The following is a 13999-nucleotide window of genomic DNA, read 5'->3' as shown; positions in this document are numbered from 1 at the left end:
TCAGACGGCTTCTCCCGACAATATTACAGGTCGTTTGGCGGTACTAAATAATTTGAAACCATATGAATTTTATCCAAACCATCGGGCATAACACCCTGAAATTTATCCGTTCGCTCGGCAGTGTCTGCCTGTTTCTGTTGCAGATTCTGGCGAAATCGGGAACAGCGCTCACACGGTTCCGTTTGAGTGTGCGCCAAGTATATTTTGCCGGTGTATTGTCGGTGTTGATTGTAGCTGTGTCAGGCTTATTTGTAGGCATGGTGTTGGGTTTGCAGGGGTATACACAATTATCGAAGTTCAAATCAGCTGATGTCTTGGGCTTCATGGTTGCTGCTAGTCTGCTACGCGAGCTCGGCCCCGTATTGGCTGCCATTTTGTTCGCAAGCAGTGCGGGCGGTGCGATGACGAGCGAAATTGGTTTGATGAAAACTACCGAGCAGCTTGAAGCCATGAACGTGATGGCAGTAAACCCCGTAGCCCGTGTGGTTGTGCCGCGCTTCTGGGCAGGTGTTGTTTCAATGCCGCTTTTAGCTTCGATTTTTAACGTAGCGGGTATTTACGGTGCGTATTTGATCGGCGTGCAATACTTAGGCTTGGACGGCGGTATTTTCTGGTCGCAAATGCAGAGCAATATCTCTTTCGACTATGATGTACTTAACGGCCTGATCAAATCTGTGGTGTTCGGGGTAGCGGTAACGCTGATTGCCGTGCACCAAGGGTTTCACTGCGTACCCACGTCGGAGGGTATTTTGCGTGCCAGCACCCGTACGGTAGTGTCTTCCGCCCTTACCGTGTTGGCGATTGACTTTATCTTAACTGCATTGATGTTTACTGAGTAAGTGCGATGAAAAAAAGTATTTTGGAATTTTGGGTAGGTTTGTTTGTCTTATTGGGTGTTGTCGCCATTGGCTTCTTGGCATTCCGTGTGGCCGGCGGTGCGGCGGTTGGCGGTGGCTCCGGCAAAACCTATACCGTGTATGCCGACTTTACCGATATCGGCGGATTGCGTGTGAATGCGCCGGTAAAAGCGGCCGGGGTGCTGGTGGGAAGGGTAGGCGGTATTCAGCTTGATCCCAAAACCTATCAGGCGAAAGTATCACTGAATTTGAACAGCAAATACCAGTTCAGCAGCGATGTGTCTGCGCAGATTTTAACCTCCGGCCTTTTGGGTGAACAATATATCGGCTTGATGCAAGGCGGAGATGAAGAGGAATTGGCAGCAGGAGATACTATTACTGTTACCGGCTCGGCTATCGTGTTGGAAAACTTGATTGGTAAGTTTATGACCAATTTTGCCGAACAGAACGCAGGCAGTAAAAAGGCCGGAGAGAGCAGCCCCGCTGTTTCGGAATAAGCAATCTATTCATATTGATAGGAATTTATAATGAAAAAAACTTCTTTAATCAGTGCTTTGAGTATCGGTGTTTTAAGCATCGGCTTGGCCGTTGCTGCTCCTGCCGATGCAGTAAGCCAGGTACGTGAAAATTCGGTTCAGGTTTTGAGTATCCTGAAAGAAGCCAACGGTAATAACGATGCCGCCGTACGCCGCAAAGCAGAAAACTATGCGCTGCCTTATTTCGATTTCCAACGTATGACGGCTCTTGCCGTCGGTAACCCGTGGCGCGAAGCTACTGCCGAGCAGAAAAAAGCATTGTCTCAAGAATTTCAAAGCCTGCTGATCCGCACTTATTCAGGCACTATGTTGAAATTCAAAAATTCTGCCGTTACCGTAAAAGACAATCCGGTAGTAAACCGGGGCGGCAAAGAAATCGTTGTGCGCACCGAAATCACCCAGCCCGGCGGCAAACCGGTGAACATGGATTTCACCACCTATCAAAGCGGTAGCAAATACCGTGTTTACAACGTTGCCATCGAAGGGGCGAGTTTGGTAACCGTGTACCGCAACCAATTCGGCGAGACCATCAAAAACAAAGGCATCGACGGCCTGATTGCCGAATTGAAAGCCAAAAACAACGGCGGCAAATAAAAGATGAATACCGAAGTAAAAGACGGCGTATTGTATTTGAGCGGCGATGTTACCGTAAAAACGGTAGCATCTGCCGCTTATGCACAATTTGAACAGCAATGCCGCCTGAAAGAAGTGCATACGTTGGACTTATCCGGCGTCAATCGCGCAGATTCTTCCTGTGTGTCGCTGTTGCTGACGGCTCTGCGCCTAAATGCTTCCGGCGTAAAACTTTGTGCAATTCCCGAATCAGTGCAAGATCTTACCGAACTGTACGAAATCAAAGACTGGGTGAATACATGAAAAAATCAGCAGTTCCAGTGATGGTGTTGACGCTTACCCTTTCTCAGCCCGTATGGGCGGAGCGCAACCCCGCCGACCCCTACGAACCGTATAACCGGGTGATGTTTAAAATCAACGATACCGCTGACCGCTATGTGCTGACACCGGTGGCACGCGGTTATCGTGCCGTTACTCCGCAGCCCGTCCGCACCGGTGTAAGCAATTTTTTCAATAACCTGCGTGATGTGGTGAGTATGGGCAGCAATCTGCTGCGTTTGGATATCAAACGGGCAAGTGAAGATTTTGTACGTGTTGGTGTGAATTCCACTTTCGGTTTGGGCGGCTTGATTAATATTGCCGATGCCGGCGGCATTCCCAATAACAAAAACACACTAGGCGACACTTTTGCCTCATGGGGCTGGAAAAACAGCAATTATTTTGTGTATCCGCTCACCGGCCCTTCGACTGTGCGCGATAGTGTGGGCAACACCATTACCAGTGTTTACCCCGTTGATAATGCAGTGTTTCACACTGCGGCCAACCGCATAGGCAATAAAGCGGTCAGAGCAGTCAGCCTGCGCGAGCAATTGCTGGATTTAACCGATAGCTTGGGCGATGCTTCGATTGATAAATATGCGTACACCCGTGATATTTATATGAAAGTGCGTGCCCGCCAGCTTGGTATTACTCCGCCGCAGGGTGAAGAAGATAATATTGACATTGACGACTTGGTTGGCGAAGGCGATGCGCCGAAGACCGGTGATTATCAAGCTCCTGCCGAAGCACCGTTACCTGACAGCAGTGCTAATACCGTATGGCCCGAACGTACAGGGACTCTCACTTTATGGACTCCGGATGATCCGCAAGATGCAAGCCCTCTACACACTGATGGTATAGAAATGGTTGAAGTTGCCCAATGGGGCGAGCCGGTGGGATACGGCTTTTAATGAGTTCGTTTTGCCGACCTGAAACGCTCGATTGAGCCGTAAAACAGCTTTAGGCCGTCTGAAAAGAATTCAGACGGCCTAAAGCTGTTTTACGGAAGTAAATTTATTGACTGGAAAGTCGTTGGCCTTGCAGCAATATCCGGCCTTGCTTATCCAACATTTCAATACGGCGTTTGTTGAAACGGTAACTGTCCACTTTCGGCAATGTGTCGGCCAGTAATTGTTCTACGCGCATATCGGGGCAGGCTTTCAGAGAAGAGGCTACATCTTTGAAATGCAATTTTTTATCGGTGGATAAAGTGTATTCACCAAATAAATTATTACAGTCTGTTTGTGCACTGAAGCTGGAATCCGAAGAGTTTAAGACTAGCGTTGCCTTATCCACGCTTTGTTTGTTTATTTGGGTAATCTGCCATTTTCCATAGACCTGTTGGGGTACGGAAGGCGCACTTTGTGCCGGAACAGGAATGACACATGCGGAGAGAAGCAGGGGAGACAATAAAGTCAAAAGTTTCATTGTTGATCCTTTTAGAACGAGTTAATCTGAACAGTCTATATACCATAAAACGACTAAGGTTGTCTTAGTGATTGTTTGTAAGGAATATCTTATACCTCCCATAATATATGACCGAATCTTCTGTAAATAATTCGGTTTTCTTTTCAGACGGCCTTTGTTATACAATTCTGCCGGTTTAAAACATAACGGAATATCCATGAAAGCCATGATTTTAGCGGCAGGGCGCGGCGAACGGATGCGTCCGCTCACCGATTCCTGCCCAAAACCGCTGTTGAAAGTGGGGAGCGAACCTTTGATCGGTTGGCATTTACGCCGTCTGAAAGCCGCCGGCATCGATGAAATTGTGATCAATCATGCTTGGCTGGGGCGGCAGATTGAAGAAACATTGGGCACAGGCGCGGCTTACGGCGTGCAGATTGCTTATTCTCCCGAAGGCGAAACCGGTTTGGAAACCGCCGGCGGTATAGCAACTGCATTGCCTTTGCTGGGTAACGAACCCTTTTTAGTGGTAAACGGCGACGTGCTGACCGATATTGATTTTCAGACGGCCTTTGAAGCGGCGGCAAGTCTGAAGCAGCAACAGCGGTTGGCACATTTATGGCTTGTACCGAATCCGGCGCACAACCCAGCCGGCGATTTTGCATTGCTGGATAATGGCCGAGTGGCTTCGCAAAGCAGCGCGGGGCAGCCGTTAACGTTCAGCGGTATGGGTGTTTACCATCCCGATTTGTTTGAAAACACGCCGCCCGGAAAGGCCGCCAAACTTGCCCCTCTGTTGCGCGGAGCCATGGATAAAAATCTGGTATCCGGCGAGAAGCATAACGGTTTGTGGCTGGATGTCGGCACGGTAGAGCGGTTGGCGGAAGCCGATGAATTGGCACGGCATTGGTATTGAGCAGGCCGGCAGCAGTTGGGCTGAAAAACTTATCGGTTTATGGCTCGGAGGCCGTCTGAAATCTTTCAGACGGCCTGCTCTGTATATTCAATATCCGTTATTAAACCGTAAAGGTTACATACTGTTCCGAACAACCGCCACTTGCGCCATCATTCGGTTTATCGGCTATAATGCCTTTACATTTCTTAATACAGGCCGTCTGAAAGGATTTTATGTCTGCTAAAAACCCGTCGCTCTTAGGTGGCGCATTGATTATTGCAGGCACCATCATCGGTGCCGGTATGTTTGCCAACCCCACCGCTACTTCGGGCGTTTGGTTTATCGGATCGCTCGTCGTGCTGTTTTATACATGGTTTTCCATGCTTTCCAGCGGGCTGATGCTGTTGGAAGTCAATACCCATTATCCGCACGGTGCCAGCTTCGACACGATGGTTAAAGATTTGCTCGGGCGCGGTTGGAATGCGGTAAACGGTATCGCCGTTGCTTTTGTGTTGTACCTGCTTACCTATGCTTACATTTTTGTAGGCGGCGATTTGACTGCCAAAGGCTTGGGCAATTTGGCGGGCGGCACGGTCGGGCTGCCGGTGGGACAACTGGTGTTTTTCGCAGTATTGGCGTTTTGTGTTTGGGCATCCACTTATCTGGTCGACCGTTTGACCAGTGTGTTAATCGGCGGCATGGTTATCGCTTTTTTCTGGGCAACCGGCGGATTGCTGACCAATGTGCAACTGCCTGTGCTGCTGGATACGCAGGTTACCGCAGGCACGCAATACTGGATTTATGTAGCTGCCGCTTTGCCGGTTTGCTTGGCTTCATTCGGTTTTCACGGCAATGTGTCGAGCCTGTTGAAATACTTTAACGGCGACGCACCCAAAGTGGCCCGTGCCTTGCGTTTGGGCACATTGATTGCGCTGGTGATTTATACGTTGTGGCAATTGGCGATTCAGGGCAACCTGCCGCGCAACAAATTTGCACCGGTTATTGAGGCGGGTGGGCAGGTGTCGGTGTTGATTGAAACGCTGTCGAAATTCGTGCCTACGGGCAGTATGAACACGGTGTTGTCGTTTTTTGCCTATATGGCGATTGCTTCGTCATTTTTGGGCGTAACGCTGGGCTTGTTCGACTATCTCGCCGACTTGTTCAAATGGGACGACAGTGCCGCGGGGCGCACCAAAACCGCAGCATTAACCTTTTTGCCGCCGCTTATCTGCTGTTTGCTGTTTCCTACCGGCTTTGTTACCGTAATCGGCTATGTGGGTTTGGCGGCAACGGTGTGGACGGCGCTGATTCCCGCCATGCTGCTTTATAAGGCGCGTAAGAAATTCAGTGAAAACAAAGGTTATCGAGTTTACGGCGGAATGTGGTTGATTGTGTGGGTATTCGCATTCGGTGTAATCAACATTGCCGCACAAATATTGAGCCAATTGGAGGTGGTGCCGGTATTCAAAGGCTGACAGCAATCGGTTACACAAGGCATCATTCATCAAAAAGGCCGTCTGAAAAGTTTCAGACGGCCTTTTTGATTTCCGTTTTATGCTTCGGCAACAGATTCGCGCGAGAACGTTTTTTCGCAGTAATGGCATTTCAGTTTGGTCTGTCCGCTCTGATTCCGTACGTAAAAACGGCTTTTAACCGGTTCGCCGTGGCTGGCGCAGTTGGCATTCGGGCAGCGGAACACTTCGCTGATGGTTTCCGGCAGGTTCAGCCGCATTTTTTGCACCACTTTGAAATCTTCAATCACATTGACGGTGGCTTCGGGGGCGAACAAGGCCAAGCGATTGGCGGCTTTTTCATCAAGATGTACACCCGAGATTTTTACGATGTCTTTACTGCCTTGGGTTTTACTCGGTAGATTGAAACCTACGGTTACGGCATTGCCGTAGTGCAGCAGTTTGAACTGGCGCAGAATGGCCAAACCTTTTCCGGCGGGGATATGGTCGATAACCGTGCCGGTTTGAATTGCTTCAACGCTGTATTGTTTCTTTTCCATGACGCGTTCTCCTTATACTTCTTCGTTCAAAATCAAAGACAAAATTGCCATCCGCGCATACACGCCGTTGGTAGCCTGCTGGAAATAATAGGCATACGGCGTATCGTCGACATTCGGATGGATTTCGTCTACGCGAGGCAGCGGGTGCAGCACGCGCAGGTTGCTTTTGGCGTTGGCGAGCATGGAGGCTTCCAAGTTGAATTTGCCTTGAATCTTGGCGAATTCCTGCTCGTCGAAACGTTCGCGCTGTACGCGGGTCATGTAGAGAATGTCGGCCCACTCGGCGGCCGCTTCAAGTGAAGGCAGAATCTGATATTCGCAACCCGCTTCTTCCAACTCTTCGGTAATGTATTCGGGCATGGCCAGGCTAGGTGGCGACACAAAAGCGAATTTGCAGCCCCAGCGTTTCAAGGCTTGTGCGAGTGAGTGCACGGTACGGCCGTATTTCAAGTCGCCCGACATGGCAATATTCAGGTTGCTCAGCGTGCCTTGCGTTTCGTAAATCGTTACCAAATCGAGCAAGGTTTGCGAAGGATGCTGGTTGGTACCGTCGCCCGCGTTGATAACGGGCACGCTGCTGAATTCGGCCAACACACGAGCGGAACCGTCGCGCGGGTGGCGTTGGATAATCGCATCGGTGTAGCTGCTGATGATGCGGGCGGAGTCGGCGATGGTTTCCCCTTTTTTCGCGCTGGTGCTGGAGCCGTCGGAAAAACCGATTACCTTGCCGCCCAAGCGTTGCACGGCGGTTTCAAACGACAACCGCGTACGCGTGGAAGGCTCGAAAAAGCACGAGCCGATCAGCTTGCCTTCAAGTAAGTCGTCTCGAGGTTCGGCTTTCAGCTTCAGAGCCGTATGCAGCAGCAGCTCAAGTTGCGGCGTGCTCAAATCGGCGATGGAAATCACATTTTGGCGGTAAAGCAGATTAGGCATGGTGTTTCCTTTTTCCATAAAAAAGCCCGTCTAATACGGGCTGTGTGATTGAAAATGGCAAAACTGCTGCGGCATGCAGCGGAATATGGGCTACGGTGCGGGCAAACTAAGTTCATAACAGTTTTGCAGATTCGGGTTAAATCGGGTTGTACATACATTGAGCGGGGGCGATTATCGCACAAAACGGAGGCCGTCTGAAAGGGGGGAAGACGTGAAAAAATGAATATCAAGTCTTCAGGCCGTTTGAAAATAAGCATGGTAACATTTTTGCAAAGCGGAATTTTTCAGACGGCCCCTCCTATCATTAACGGCCTGAGCGGATGTGGCTGGTTTCCACTCCGCCTTTGATTTCACCATACGCCTGTGTTCCACCCGAAGTGCCGGCACAGGCCGACAACACCAAGGCTAAAACTGCGGCAGTCAATAACGTTTTCATAAAATTCCTTTCTATCAGTAATTTAGGTCATCACGGTTGGGGTGCTTTGACAACGCTCCGGCAGGGGACGTTACTTCTTCAAACGTCCATGCAGTTCCTGCACGCTGTAAACGCCCATAGCATTCAAACTTCTAACGCCTTCGCTCATGGCTCTGCCGCCGGCAGTGGTGGTGTATTGCGGCACGCGCTGAGTGAGGGCGCTACGGCGGATGGAATGGCTGTCGGCAACGGCTTGCGGGTTATTGGTTACCGTGTTGATAACCAATGCGATCTCGCCGTTTTTAATTGCATCCACAATATGCGGCCGGCCTTCCAGTACTTTGTTTACCACCTGTACGCTCACGCCTTGTTCCTTCAGATAGGCTGCGGTGCCGCGGGTAGCGCATACGCCGTAGCCGAGCGACTGGAAGTTTTTGGCGGTTTGCAAAATCAGCGGTTTGTCTTCGTCGCGCACGGCAATGAAGATTTTTCCCACGGCAGGCATGCGCTCGCCCGCGCCGAGTTGGGCTTTCATATAGGCTTCGGAGAATGTTTCGCCCACACCCATCACTTCGCCGGTGGAACGCATTTCCGGGCCGAGAATGGTATCCACACCGGGGAATTTGATAAACGGGAACACGGCTTCTTTTACCGCGTAGAAATCCGGAATCACTTCTTTTTCAACGCCTTGTTCTTTCAAGCTGATGCGGGCCATTGCGCGCGCGCCCACTTTGGCCAGCGGCACGCCGGTGGCTTTCGATACAAACGGCACGGTACGCGAGGCGCGCGGGTTCACTTCCAGCACGAACACCACCCCGTCTTGCACGGCAAATTGCACGTTCATCAGGCCGACCACATTCAGCGCATAAGCCATCGCTTTGGTTTGGCGGCGGATTTCGTCTTGTATTTCTTGGCTCAGGGAGTGCGGCGGCAGCGAGCAGCCGGAATCGCCGGAGTGGATGCCGGCTTGTTCGACGTGTTGCATAATGCCGCCGATCACGACTTCGTGGCCGTCTGAAACACAGTCTACGTCCACTTCGATGGCATTATCGAGGAAGAAATCCAGCAGCACGGGGCTGTCTTCGGATACCTGCACGGCTTCGCGCATATAGGTTTTGAGCTGCTCTTGCGTATGCACCACCTGCATGGCGCGGCCGCCCAATACGTAAGACGGGCGAACCACCAGCGGATAGCCGATTTCTTCGGCCAACACCAACGCTTCTTCTTCGTTGCGCGCAGTGCGGTTCGGCGGTTGGCGCAGACCCAATTCGCGCAACACTTTTTGGAAACGCTCGCGGTCTTCGGCGGCATCAATCGAATCGGCGGAAGTACCGATGATGTTCACGCCGTTTTCCACCAACGCATTGGCCAGTTTTAACGGAGTTTGGCCGCCGTAATGCACAATCACGCCCCACGGGTTTTCGATGCGTACGATTTCCAGCACGTCTTCCAGCGTGAGCGGCTCGAAGTAAAGGCGGTCGGAAGTGTCGAAGTCGGTGGAAACGGTTTCGGGATTGCAGTTCACCATAATAGTTTCAAAACCCGATTCGCGCAGGGCGAGAGAGGCATGTACGCAGCAATAGTCGAATTCGATGCCTTGGCCGATGCGGTTGGGGCCGCCGCCGAGAATCATCACTTTGCGTTTTTCAGACGGCCTCGCTTCGCATTCCTCTTCGTAAGTGGAATAGAGATAAGCCGTATCGGATTGGAATTCCGCCGCGCAAGTATCCACGCGCTTGTACACGGGGTGCAGCTTCAAGCCGTAGCGGTGTTCGCGCACTTCTTTTTCGCTCACGTTTAACAATTGTGCCAAACGCTTGTCGGAAAAACCTTTGCGTTTCAGACGGCGCAGGGTGGCGTAGTCCAAATCGTTCAGACGGCCGTCTGAAACCTTTTGCTCTTCTTGAACAATGTCTTCGATTTGCGCCAAGAACCACGGATCAATCGCGCAAATTTCGTGGATTTCTTCCTTGCTGAAACCGGCGCGGAACGCATCGGCCACATACAGAATGCGCTCGGGGCCGGGGTTGGCCAGCTCGCGGCGGATTACGTTTTTATCGTCGCTGCGCGGATTAAAGCCGCACAAACCGGTTTCCAAACCGCGCAGGGCTTTCTGCATCGATTCCTGAATCGTGCGGCCCATCGCCATCACTTCGCCCACCGATTTCATTTGCGTGGTCAGGCGGTCGTCGGCAGCGGGGAATTTCTCAAACGCAAAACGCGGGATTTTGGTAACCACATAGTCAATCGAAGGTTCGAAAGACGCAGGCGTGCGGCCGCCGGTGATGTCGTTGCGCAACTCGTCCAAAGTGAAACCCACCGCCAGTTTCGCCGCCACTTTCGCAATCGGGAAGCCCGTGGCTTTGGAAGCCAGCGCCGAAGAACGGCTCACGCGCGGGTTCATCTCAATCACAATCATCTCGCCGTTTTCGGGGTTGATGGCAAACTGCACGTTCGAACCGCCCGTGTCCACGCCGATTTCGCGCAGCACCGCCAGCGAAGCATTGCGCATGATTTGGTATTCTTTGTCGGTAAGCGTTTGCGCGGGCGCAACCGTAATCGAGTCGCCGGTATGCACACCCATCGGGTCGAAGTTTTCAATCGAACAGATGATGATGCAGTTGTCGTTTTTATCGCGCACCACCTCCATTTCATACTCTTTCCAGCCCAGCACCGATTGCTCGATCAGCAACTCATGCGTAGGCGAGGCATCGAAACCGCGTTCGCAAATCGCCAAAAACTCGTCTTTATTGTAGGCAATGCCGCCGCCCGAACCGCCCATGGTAAACGACGGACGAATCAGCGTAGGAAAGCCCACCTGTTCTTGCGCCGCCAGCGCTTCGTTCATGGTGTGGCACACAAAAGATTTCGGGCAATGCAAGCCGATTTTTTCCATCGCCTCTTTAAAGCGGCCGCGGTCTTCCGCTTTATCGATCGCGTCTTCCGTTGCGCCGATCAGCTCGACGTTATACTTCGCCAGCACACCGTTGCGCGCCAAATCCAGCGCACAGTTCAGCGCCGTTTGGCCGCCCATGGTCGGCAGCACCGCATCGGGGCGCTCTTTGGCGATAATCTTTTCAACCGTCTGCCACATAATCGGCTCGATATAGGTTACATCGGCCATTTCAGGGTCGGTCATAATCGTGGCGGGGTTGGAATTGACGAGAATGACTTTATAGCCCTCCTCGCGCAAAGCCTTACACGCTTGCGCGCCAGAATAGTCAAACTCGCAGGCCTGGCCGATCACAATGGGGCCAGCGCCGATGATTAGGATGGATTTTAGGTCGGTACGTTTGGGCATGGTGGGGTCTTTCTTAATGGTACGATAAAAATTAATAACCTCATTCATTAACAAACTCCCCAATAAACAATGCGTTCCAATAAAAGGGAAATTTGCATGGGAATAATTCAGATAAGTAAACGCAATGGGAATAATAATAAAAATAAATATTAAAACAGTTATCTTGCATAAAATCTTATCTAAATCTTCCAAATATTTGCTTGTTTCAAAGTAAAGAAAGAATAATGTAAATTCATAAATGAGAGTAATCAGGAACCCATATAGGTAAGCTAAGCCTGCTTGTTTTAGAAACTCAAGCATGCCATCACATTTATTAAAACTATCACAATTAAACGCGATTTCTAATATTTTAGATAAAATTCGAAAATAAAATAACAATAAAAAACATAATAAAAACCAATGGAATATAATTTTTCCGATATCTTTATTGTATCTTCTATCATGAAATCCAATAAGATAAACCACTACAGCTAAAACAAATAAATAAAAAATTAACCAACATAATTCATTAATATTAGAAGCTACTAACAATGTACCAAAAGCAAAAGAAACGGGATCATTAGTAATCTTGTTAATTACATTAATAAATTCATCTGTAAATATTCTGCTTATATCCAAAACAAAAAGATTTATGATCAAGAAAACAATCACTATCAATCGAAAAAAACTTTTTTTATCCATAGTTCTTGTACTCCTGCTTGACTGAAATGCAAGCAAGCGTAGATCGGATACACGTATCCAACAAAATCAATTTCAGGCTACCTGAAAACATTTTTTCTTGCTGTGCATTTCCTATTTGTCGAATTCAAGAATCCGACCTACATCTGAATAATTTAAAAAACCAACCTTAAGCATGGTAAATATAGCGCCGGTAAAATATTTTACAGATTAACTCGGCAGCTTGAACATGCCGCGCCCGACTTCCACCACGCGCCCGCCCACATAGATATTTTCGGCTTCGTCCACGCGCAAACTGAGGCGGTTGGGGCGGCCGGTTTGGTCGCCTTGCCGCACGCTGCGTGTGAGCGGGAATGTGCCGCGCGAAAGGTAATAGCAAGCGTAGCCTGCATGTAGGGTGTGTGGCGTAGCCACGCACGCGTTGTTAATTTCTAATGTAAACCCCAATCACCGCGTGCGTGCCGTTGGCACACACCCTACCGGTTTTCAGGCAATGCCGTCTGAAATTATTTCAGCGGCTTTGTAGCCTCCTTTGTATCTGCTCCCGAATGTCTTTTTCATATCGGGCGGGATGGTACGTTATTTTATAGCCTCCCGATTGGGGGCTGGTGCTTCCGAGGCCGTCTGAAAATGGGCTTTCAGACGGCCTCGGCAAATGTTTACCACAAATGGCGCATGGCTTCGTGTTCTTGACGGATGCGGATGGCAAGAATCACCAAATAAACGGGCAGGCCGATGGCCATGGTTGTCCATGCGTGGCAGAGCAAGCCGATACCGATGAGTTCGGGAATGATGTTTAAAAAGTAGTTGGGATGGCGCACATGGCGGAACAGCCAAGAGCGGTTGATTTTGTGTTGCGGGTGGATATAGATTTTCAGTGTCCAGATTTCGCCGAGCGCACGGATTACGTAAAACAGCATCACGAGGGCGAAGGCGGTAACGGTGGTGCCGACGGTGGAAACGACATCAAACTGCACGCCGCGGATATGGGATTCGGCTAGGGCGGCGAAGTAGTAGGCGATATGGGCGGCGGCAAGCAGCTTGGAGTTTTTCTCGCCGAACTGTTTGGCTCCGGCGGCGATCAGGCGTTTTTCGTTTCGGATGGAAATGGAAAGGGAAACGAGGCGGATGGAGAAGAAAATGATGAAAATGGCTGTAATCATGAAGTATTTCCTTATGTGAGTGTTTTAAGTAGATACGTTTTTCAGACGGCCTCTTATATTGTTGCCGCCCACATTTTTACGGCAAACCCGATAAACATCAACCCGACCGTACCCATTGCGGCGGAGGATATTTTCCGATGCCGTCTGAAAAGCCTTGTCATGTTGTGTCCGGTAAATGCCAAAAGATTCAAATAGATGAAACTGGTGCTTTGCAAAATCAACGCCAAGATTAAAAACGACAGTGCGGGATGCGGATAAGCCGGGTCGACAAATTGTACGAAAAACGATAGGAAAAACAATATCGCCTTCGGGTTGGTTAGGCTCAACAACAGGGCGCGTTTGAAGATGTGCCGTGCAGGTTGGCGTTGAGGCTCCGAATCGGCTTCTATCAAGGACGAGGGGGCTTGCCATTTCCTTACAGCCCCGCGCAGTAAATGCCAACCGATATAAACCAGATAAAGGCCGCCTATTAGTTTGAGGGCGTAAAAAAGCGCGGGATAGAGTTTTAATAATGTTCCCGCACCCAATACGGTAAAAAGAATCAGCAGGGAATCACCCAATAAAATGCCTGTCACCGAACGGTAAGCCGCTTTTACGCCGTGTTGTGCAGCAATGGCCAGGCAAAACATGGAGTTTGGCCCGGGTAGCAGAATAACGGCAATGGTGCCGATAATGTAAGTGGTAAGGTGGGTGATGCCGAACATGGATTTGCCAAAGGGTTAGGGTTGGTTATTCGGATTGGCGGGTTTGCAAATTGGCTTCGCGTTGTGCCGTATAAGTCTGCCGCGGCTTGGGTTTGTCGCCGCTTATAAAGTCAACTGCTGATCGGAGTACGTTAGCATCGCGTTTGACTTCGGCAGGGATCATGGCGGTTTAGCTATGCTGGTTGGGAAAATGTTTTTCAGACGGCCT

General features: G+C 50.1%; 17 protein-coding genes. 8 read left to right on the top strand and 9 right to left on the bottom strand.

Features of this window, described 5'->3' with window-relative positions; genetic code table 11:
• Positions 1 to 62 precede the first annotated feature (62 nt).
• From mlaE to EL216_RS06310, 5 genes are read left to right on the top strand one after another with little or no spacing between them, the layout of a single operon-like run.
• A complete protein-coding gene (mlaE, locus tag EL216_RS06330) occupies positions 63 to 839 on the top strand; it encodes a lipid asymmetry maintenance ABC transporter permease subunit MlaE (protein ID WP_085390076.1) in 777 nt (258 codons plus the stop codon).
• A gap of 5 nt (positions 840 to 844) precedes the next feature.
• Complete coding sequence (gene mlaD / locus EL216_RS06325; RefSeq protein WP_085390077.1) at positions 845 to 1354, top strand: outer membrane lipid asymmetry maintenance protein MlaD; 510 nt, start codon at positions 845 to 847, stop codon at positions 1352 to 1354.
• 30 nt (positions 1355 to 1384) lie between these two features.
• Positions 1385 to 1987 (top strand): MlaC/ttg2D family ABC transporter substrate-binding protein, encoded by a 603-nt coding sequence (locus EL216_RS06320; protein ID WP_085390078.1) that lies wholly within the window; start codon positions 1385 to 1387, stop codon positions 1985 to 1987.
• Positions 1988 to 1990: 3 nt separating this feature from the next.
• Positions 1991 to 2269 (top strand): STAS domain-containing protein, encoded by a 279-nt coding sequence (locus EL216_RS06315; protein ID WP_085390079.1) that lies wholly within the window; start codon positions 1991 to 1993, stop codon positions 2267 to 2269.
• A complete protein-coding gene (locus tag EL216_RS06310) occupies positions 2266 to 3195 on the top strand; it encodes an MlaA family lipoprotein (RefSeq protein WP_085390080.1) in 930 nt (309 codons plus the stop codon). Before EL216_RS06315 ends, EL216_RS06310 begins: the two co-directional genes overlap by 4 nt.
• 103 nt (positions 3196 to 3298) lie before the next feature.
• Here EL216_RS06310 and EL216_RS06305 read toward each other — a convergent pair whose 3' ends face one another.
• On the bottom strand, positions 3299 to 3712 hold the full coding sequence (locus tag EL216_RS06305) for an META domain-containing protein (RefSeq protein WP_085390081.1): 414 nt from the start codon (positions 3710 to 3712) through the stop codon (positions 3299 to 3301).
• 196 nt (positions 3713 to 3908) lie between these two features.
• On the opposite strand from EL216_RS06305, the gene murU reads away from it, so the two are divergent.
• The 3 genes from murU to EL216_RS06290 are packed head-to-tail and all read left to right on the top strand — an operon-like array spanning position 3909 to position 6061.
• Positions 3909 to 4607, top strand: coding sequence for an N-acetylmuramate alpha-1-phosphate uridylyltransferase MurU (murU, locus tag EL216_RS06300; protein ID WP_085390082.1), 699 nt, complete (start codon positions 3909 to 3911; stop codon positions 4605 to 4607).
• Positions 4582 to 4830: a hypothetical protein gene (locus EL216_RS06295; protein ID WP_085390083.1), complete on the top strand. Its 249-nt coding sequence runs from the start codon at positions 4582 to 4584 to the stop codon at positions 4828 to 4830. The genes murU and EL216_RS06295 overlap by 26 nt, the downstream gene beginning before the upstream one ends.
• Positions 4820 to 6061, top strand: a complete 1242-nt coding sequence (locus tag EL216_RS06290) for an aromatic amino acid transporter (protein WP_085390084.1) — start codon at positions 4820 to 4822, stop codon at positions 6059 to 6061. The genes EL216_RS06295 and EL216_RS06290 overlap by 11 nt, the downstream gene beginning before the upstream one ends.
• Before the next feature lie 77 nt (positions 6062 to 6138).
• On the opposite strand, the gene pyrI is transcribed toward EL216_RS06290, so the two are convergent.
• The 8 genes from pyrI to EL216_RS11065 form a co-directional block, all read right to left on the bottom strand.
• A complete protein-coding gene (pyrI, locus tag EL216_RS06285; RefSeq protein WP_085390085.1) occupies positions 6139 to 6597 on the bottom strand; it encodes an aspartate carbamoyltransferase regulatory subunit in 459 nt (152 codons plus the stop codon).
• Positions 6598 to 6609: 12 nt separating this feature from the next.
• Positions 6610 to 7530, bottom strand: coding sequence for an aspartate carbamoyltransferase (gene pyrB, locus EL216_RS06280; protein ID WP_085390086.1), 921 nt, complete (start codon positions 7528 to 7530; stop codon positions 6610 to 6612).
• A 304-nt stretch (positions 7531 to 7834) separates the two neighbouring features.
• Complete coding sequence (locus EL216_RS11435; RefSeq protein WP_267894211.1) at positions 7835 to 7966, bottom strand: hypothetical protein; 132 nt, start codon at positions 7964 to 7966, stop codon at positions 7835 to 7837.
• A 70-nt stretch (positions 7967 to 8036) separates the two neighbouring features.
• Positions 8037 to 11246, bottom strand: coding sequence for a carbamoyl-phosphate synthase large subunit (gene carB, locus EL216_RS06275; protein ID WP_085390150.1), 3210 nt, complete (start codon positions 11244 to 11246; stop codon positions 8037 to 8039).
• Positions 11247 to 12134: 888 nt separating this feature from the next.
• Complete coding sequence (locus EL216_RS06270) at positions 12135 to 12338, bottom strand: PhzF family phenazine biosynthesis protein (protein ID WP_197720420.1); 204 nt, start codon at positions 12336 to 12338, stop codon at positions 12135 to 12137.
• A 245-nt stretch (positions 12339 to 12583) separates the two neighbouring features.
• Positions 12584 to 13087 carry an isoprenylcysteine carboxyl methyltransferase family protein gene (locus EL216_RS06265; protein ID WP_085390087.1) on the bottom strand — a complete coding sequence of 168 codons (504 nt, stop codon included), beginning with the start codon at positions 13085 to 13087 and terminating at the stop codon, positions 12584 to 12586.
• Between the two features lie 53 nt (positions 13088 to 13140).
• Positions 13141 to 13791, bottom strand: a complete 651-nt coding sequence (gene leuE, locus EL216_RS06260) for a leucine efflux protein LeuE (protein ID WP_085390088.1) — start codon at positions 13789 to 13791, stop codon at positions 13141 to 13143.
• Positions 13792 to 13816: 25 nt separating this feature from the next.
• Entirely contained in the window at positions 13817 to 13954 is a 138-nt protein-coding gene (locus EL216_RS11065; RefSeq protein ID WP_158087725.1) for a hypothetical protein, read from the bottom strand.
• Positions 13955 to 13999: the final 45 nt, after the last annotated feature.

It is taken from the genome of Neisseria animaloris (assembly GCF_900637855.1).
Lineage (GTDB): Bacteria > Pseudomonadota > Gammaproteobacteria > Burkholderiales > Neisseriaceae > Neisseria > Neisseria animaloris.
This window is presented reverse-complemented; position numbering and strand designations above follow the sequence as displayed.

Bases quoted from the DNA above. Each gene is read 5' to 3' on its own strand.
- EL216_RS11065 (WP_158087725.1), bottom strand. From the start codon at position 13,954: ATGATCCCTGCCGAAGTCAAACGCGATGCTAACGTACTCCGATCAGCA.
- pyrB (WP_085390086.1), bottom strand. From the start codon at position 7,530: ATGCCTAATCTGCTTTACCGCCAAAATGTGATTTCCATCGCCGATTTG.
- mlaE (WP_085390076.1), top strand. From the start codon at position 63: ATGAATTTTATCCAAACCATCGGGCATAACACCCTGAAATTTATCCGT.
- carB (WP_085390150.1), bottom strand. From the start codon at position 11,246: ATGCCCAAACGTACCGACCTAAAATCCATCCTAATCATCGGCGCTGGC.
- EL216_RS11435 (WP_267894211.1), bottom strand. From the start codon at position 7,966: ATGAAAACGTTATTGACTGCCGCAGTTTTAGCCTTGGTGTTGTCGGCC.
- EL216_RS06320 (WP_085390078.1), top strand. From the start codon at position 1,385: ATGAAAAAAACTTCTTTAATCAGTGCTTTGAGTATCGGTGTTTTAAGC.
- murU (WP_085390082.1), top strand. From the start codon at position 3,909: ATGAAAGCCATGATTTTAGCGGCAGGGCGCGGCGAACGGATGCGTCCG.
- mlaD (WP_085390077.1), top strand. From the start codon at position 845: ATGAAAAAAAGTATTTTGGAATTTTGGGTAGGTTTGTTTGTCTTATTG.
- EL216_RS06265 (WP_085390087.1), bottom strand. From the start codon at position 13,087: ATGATTACAGCCATTTTCATCATTTTCTTCTCCATCCGCCTCGTTTCC.
- leuE (WP_085390088.1), bottom strand. From the start codon at position 13,791: ATGTTCGGCATCACCCACCTTACCACTTACATTATCGGCACCATTGCC.
- pyrI (WP_085390085.1), bottom strand. From the start codon at position 6,597: ATGGAAAAGAAACAATACAGCGTTGAAGCAATTCAAACCGGCACGGTT.
- EL216_RS06315 (WP_085390079.1), top strand. From the start codon at position 1,991: ATGAATACCGAAGTAAAAGACGGCGTATTGTATTTGAGCGGCGATGTT.
- EL216_RS06290 (WP_085390084.1), top strand. From the start codon at position 4,820: ATGTCTGCTAAAAACCCGTCGCTCTTAGGTGGCGCATTGATTATTGCA.
- EL216_RS06310 (WP_085390080.1), top strand. From the start codon at position 2,266: ATGAAAAAATCAGCAGTTCCAGTGATGGTGTTGACGCTTACCCTTTCT.
- EL216_RS06305 (WP_085390081.1), bottom strand. From the start codon at position 3,712: ATGAAACTTTTGACTTTATTGTCTCCCCTGCTTCTCTCCGCATGTGTC.
- EL216_RS06295 (WP_085390083.1), top strand. From the start codon at position 4,582: ATGAATTGGCACGGCATTGGTATTGAGCAGGCCGGCAGCAGTTGGGCT.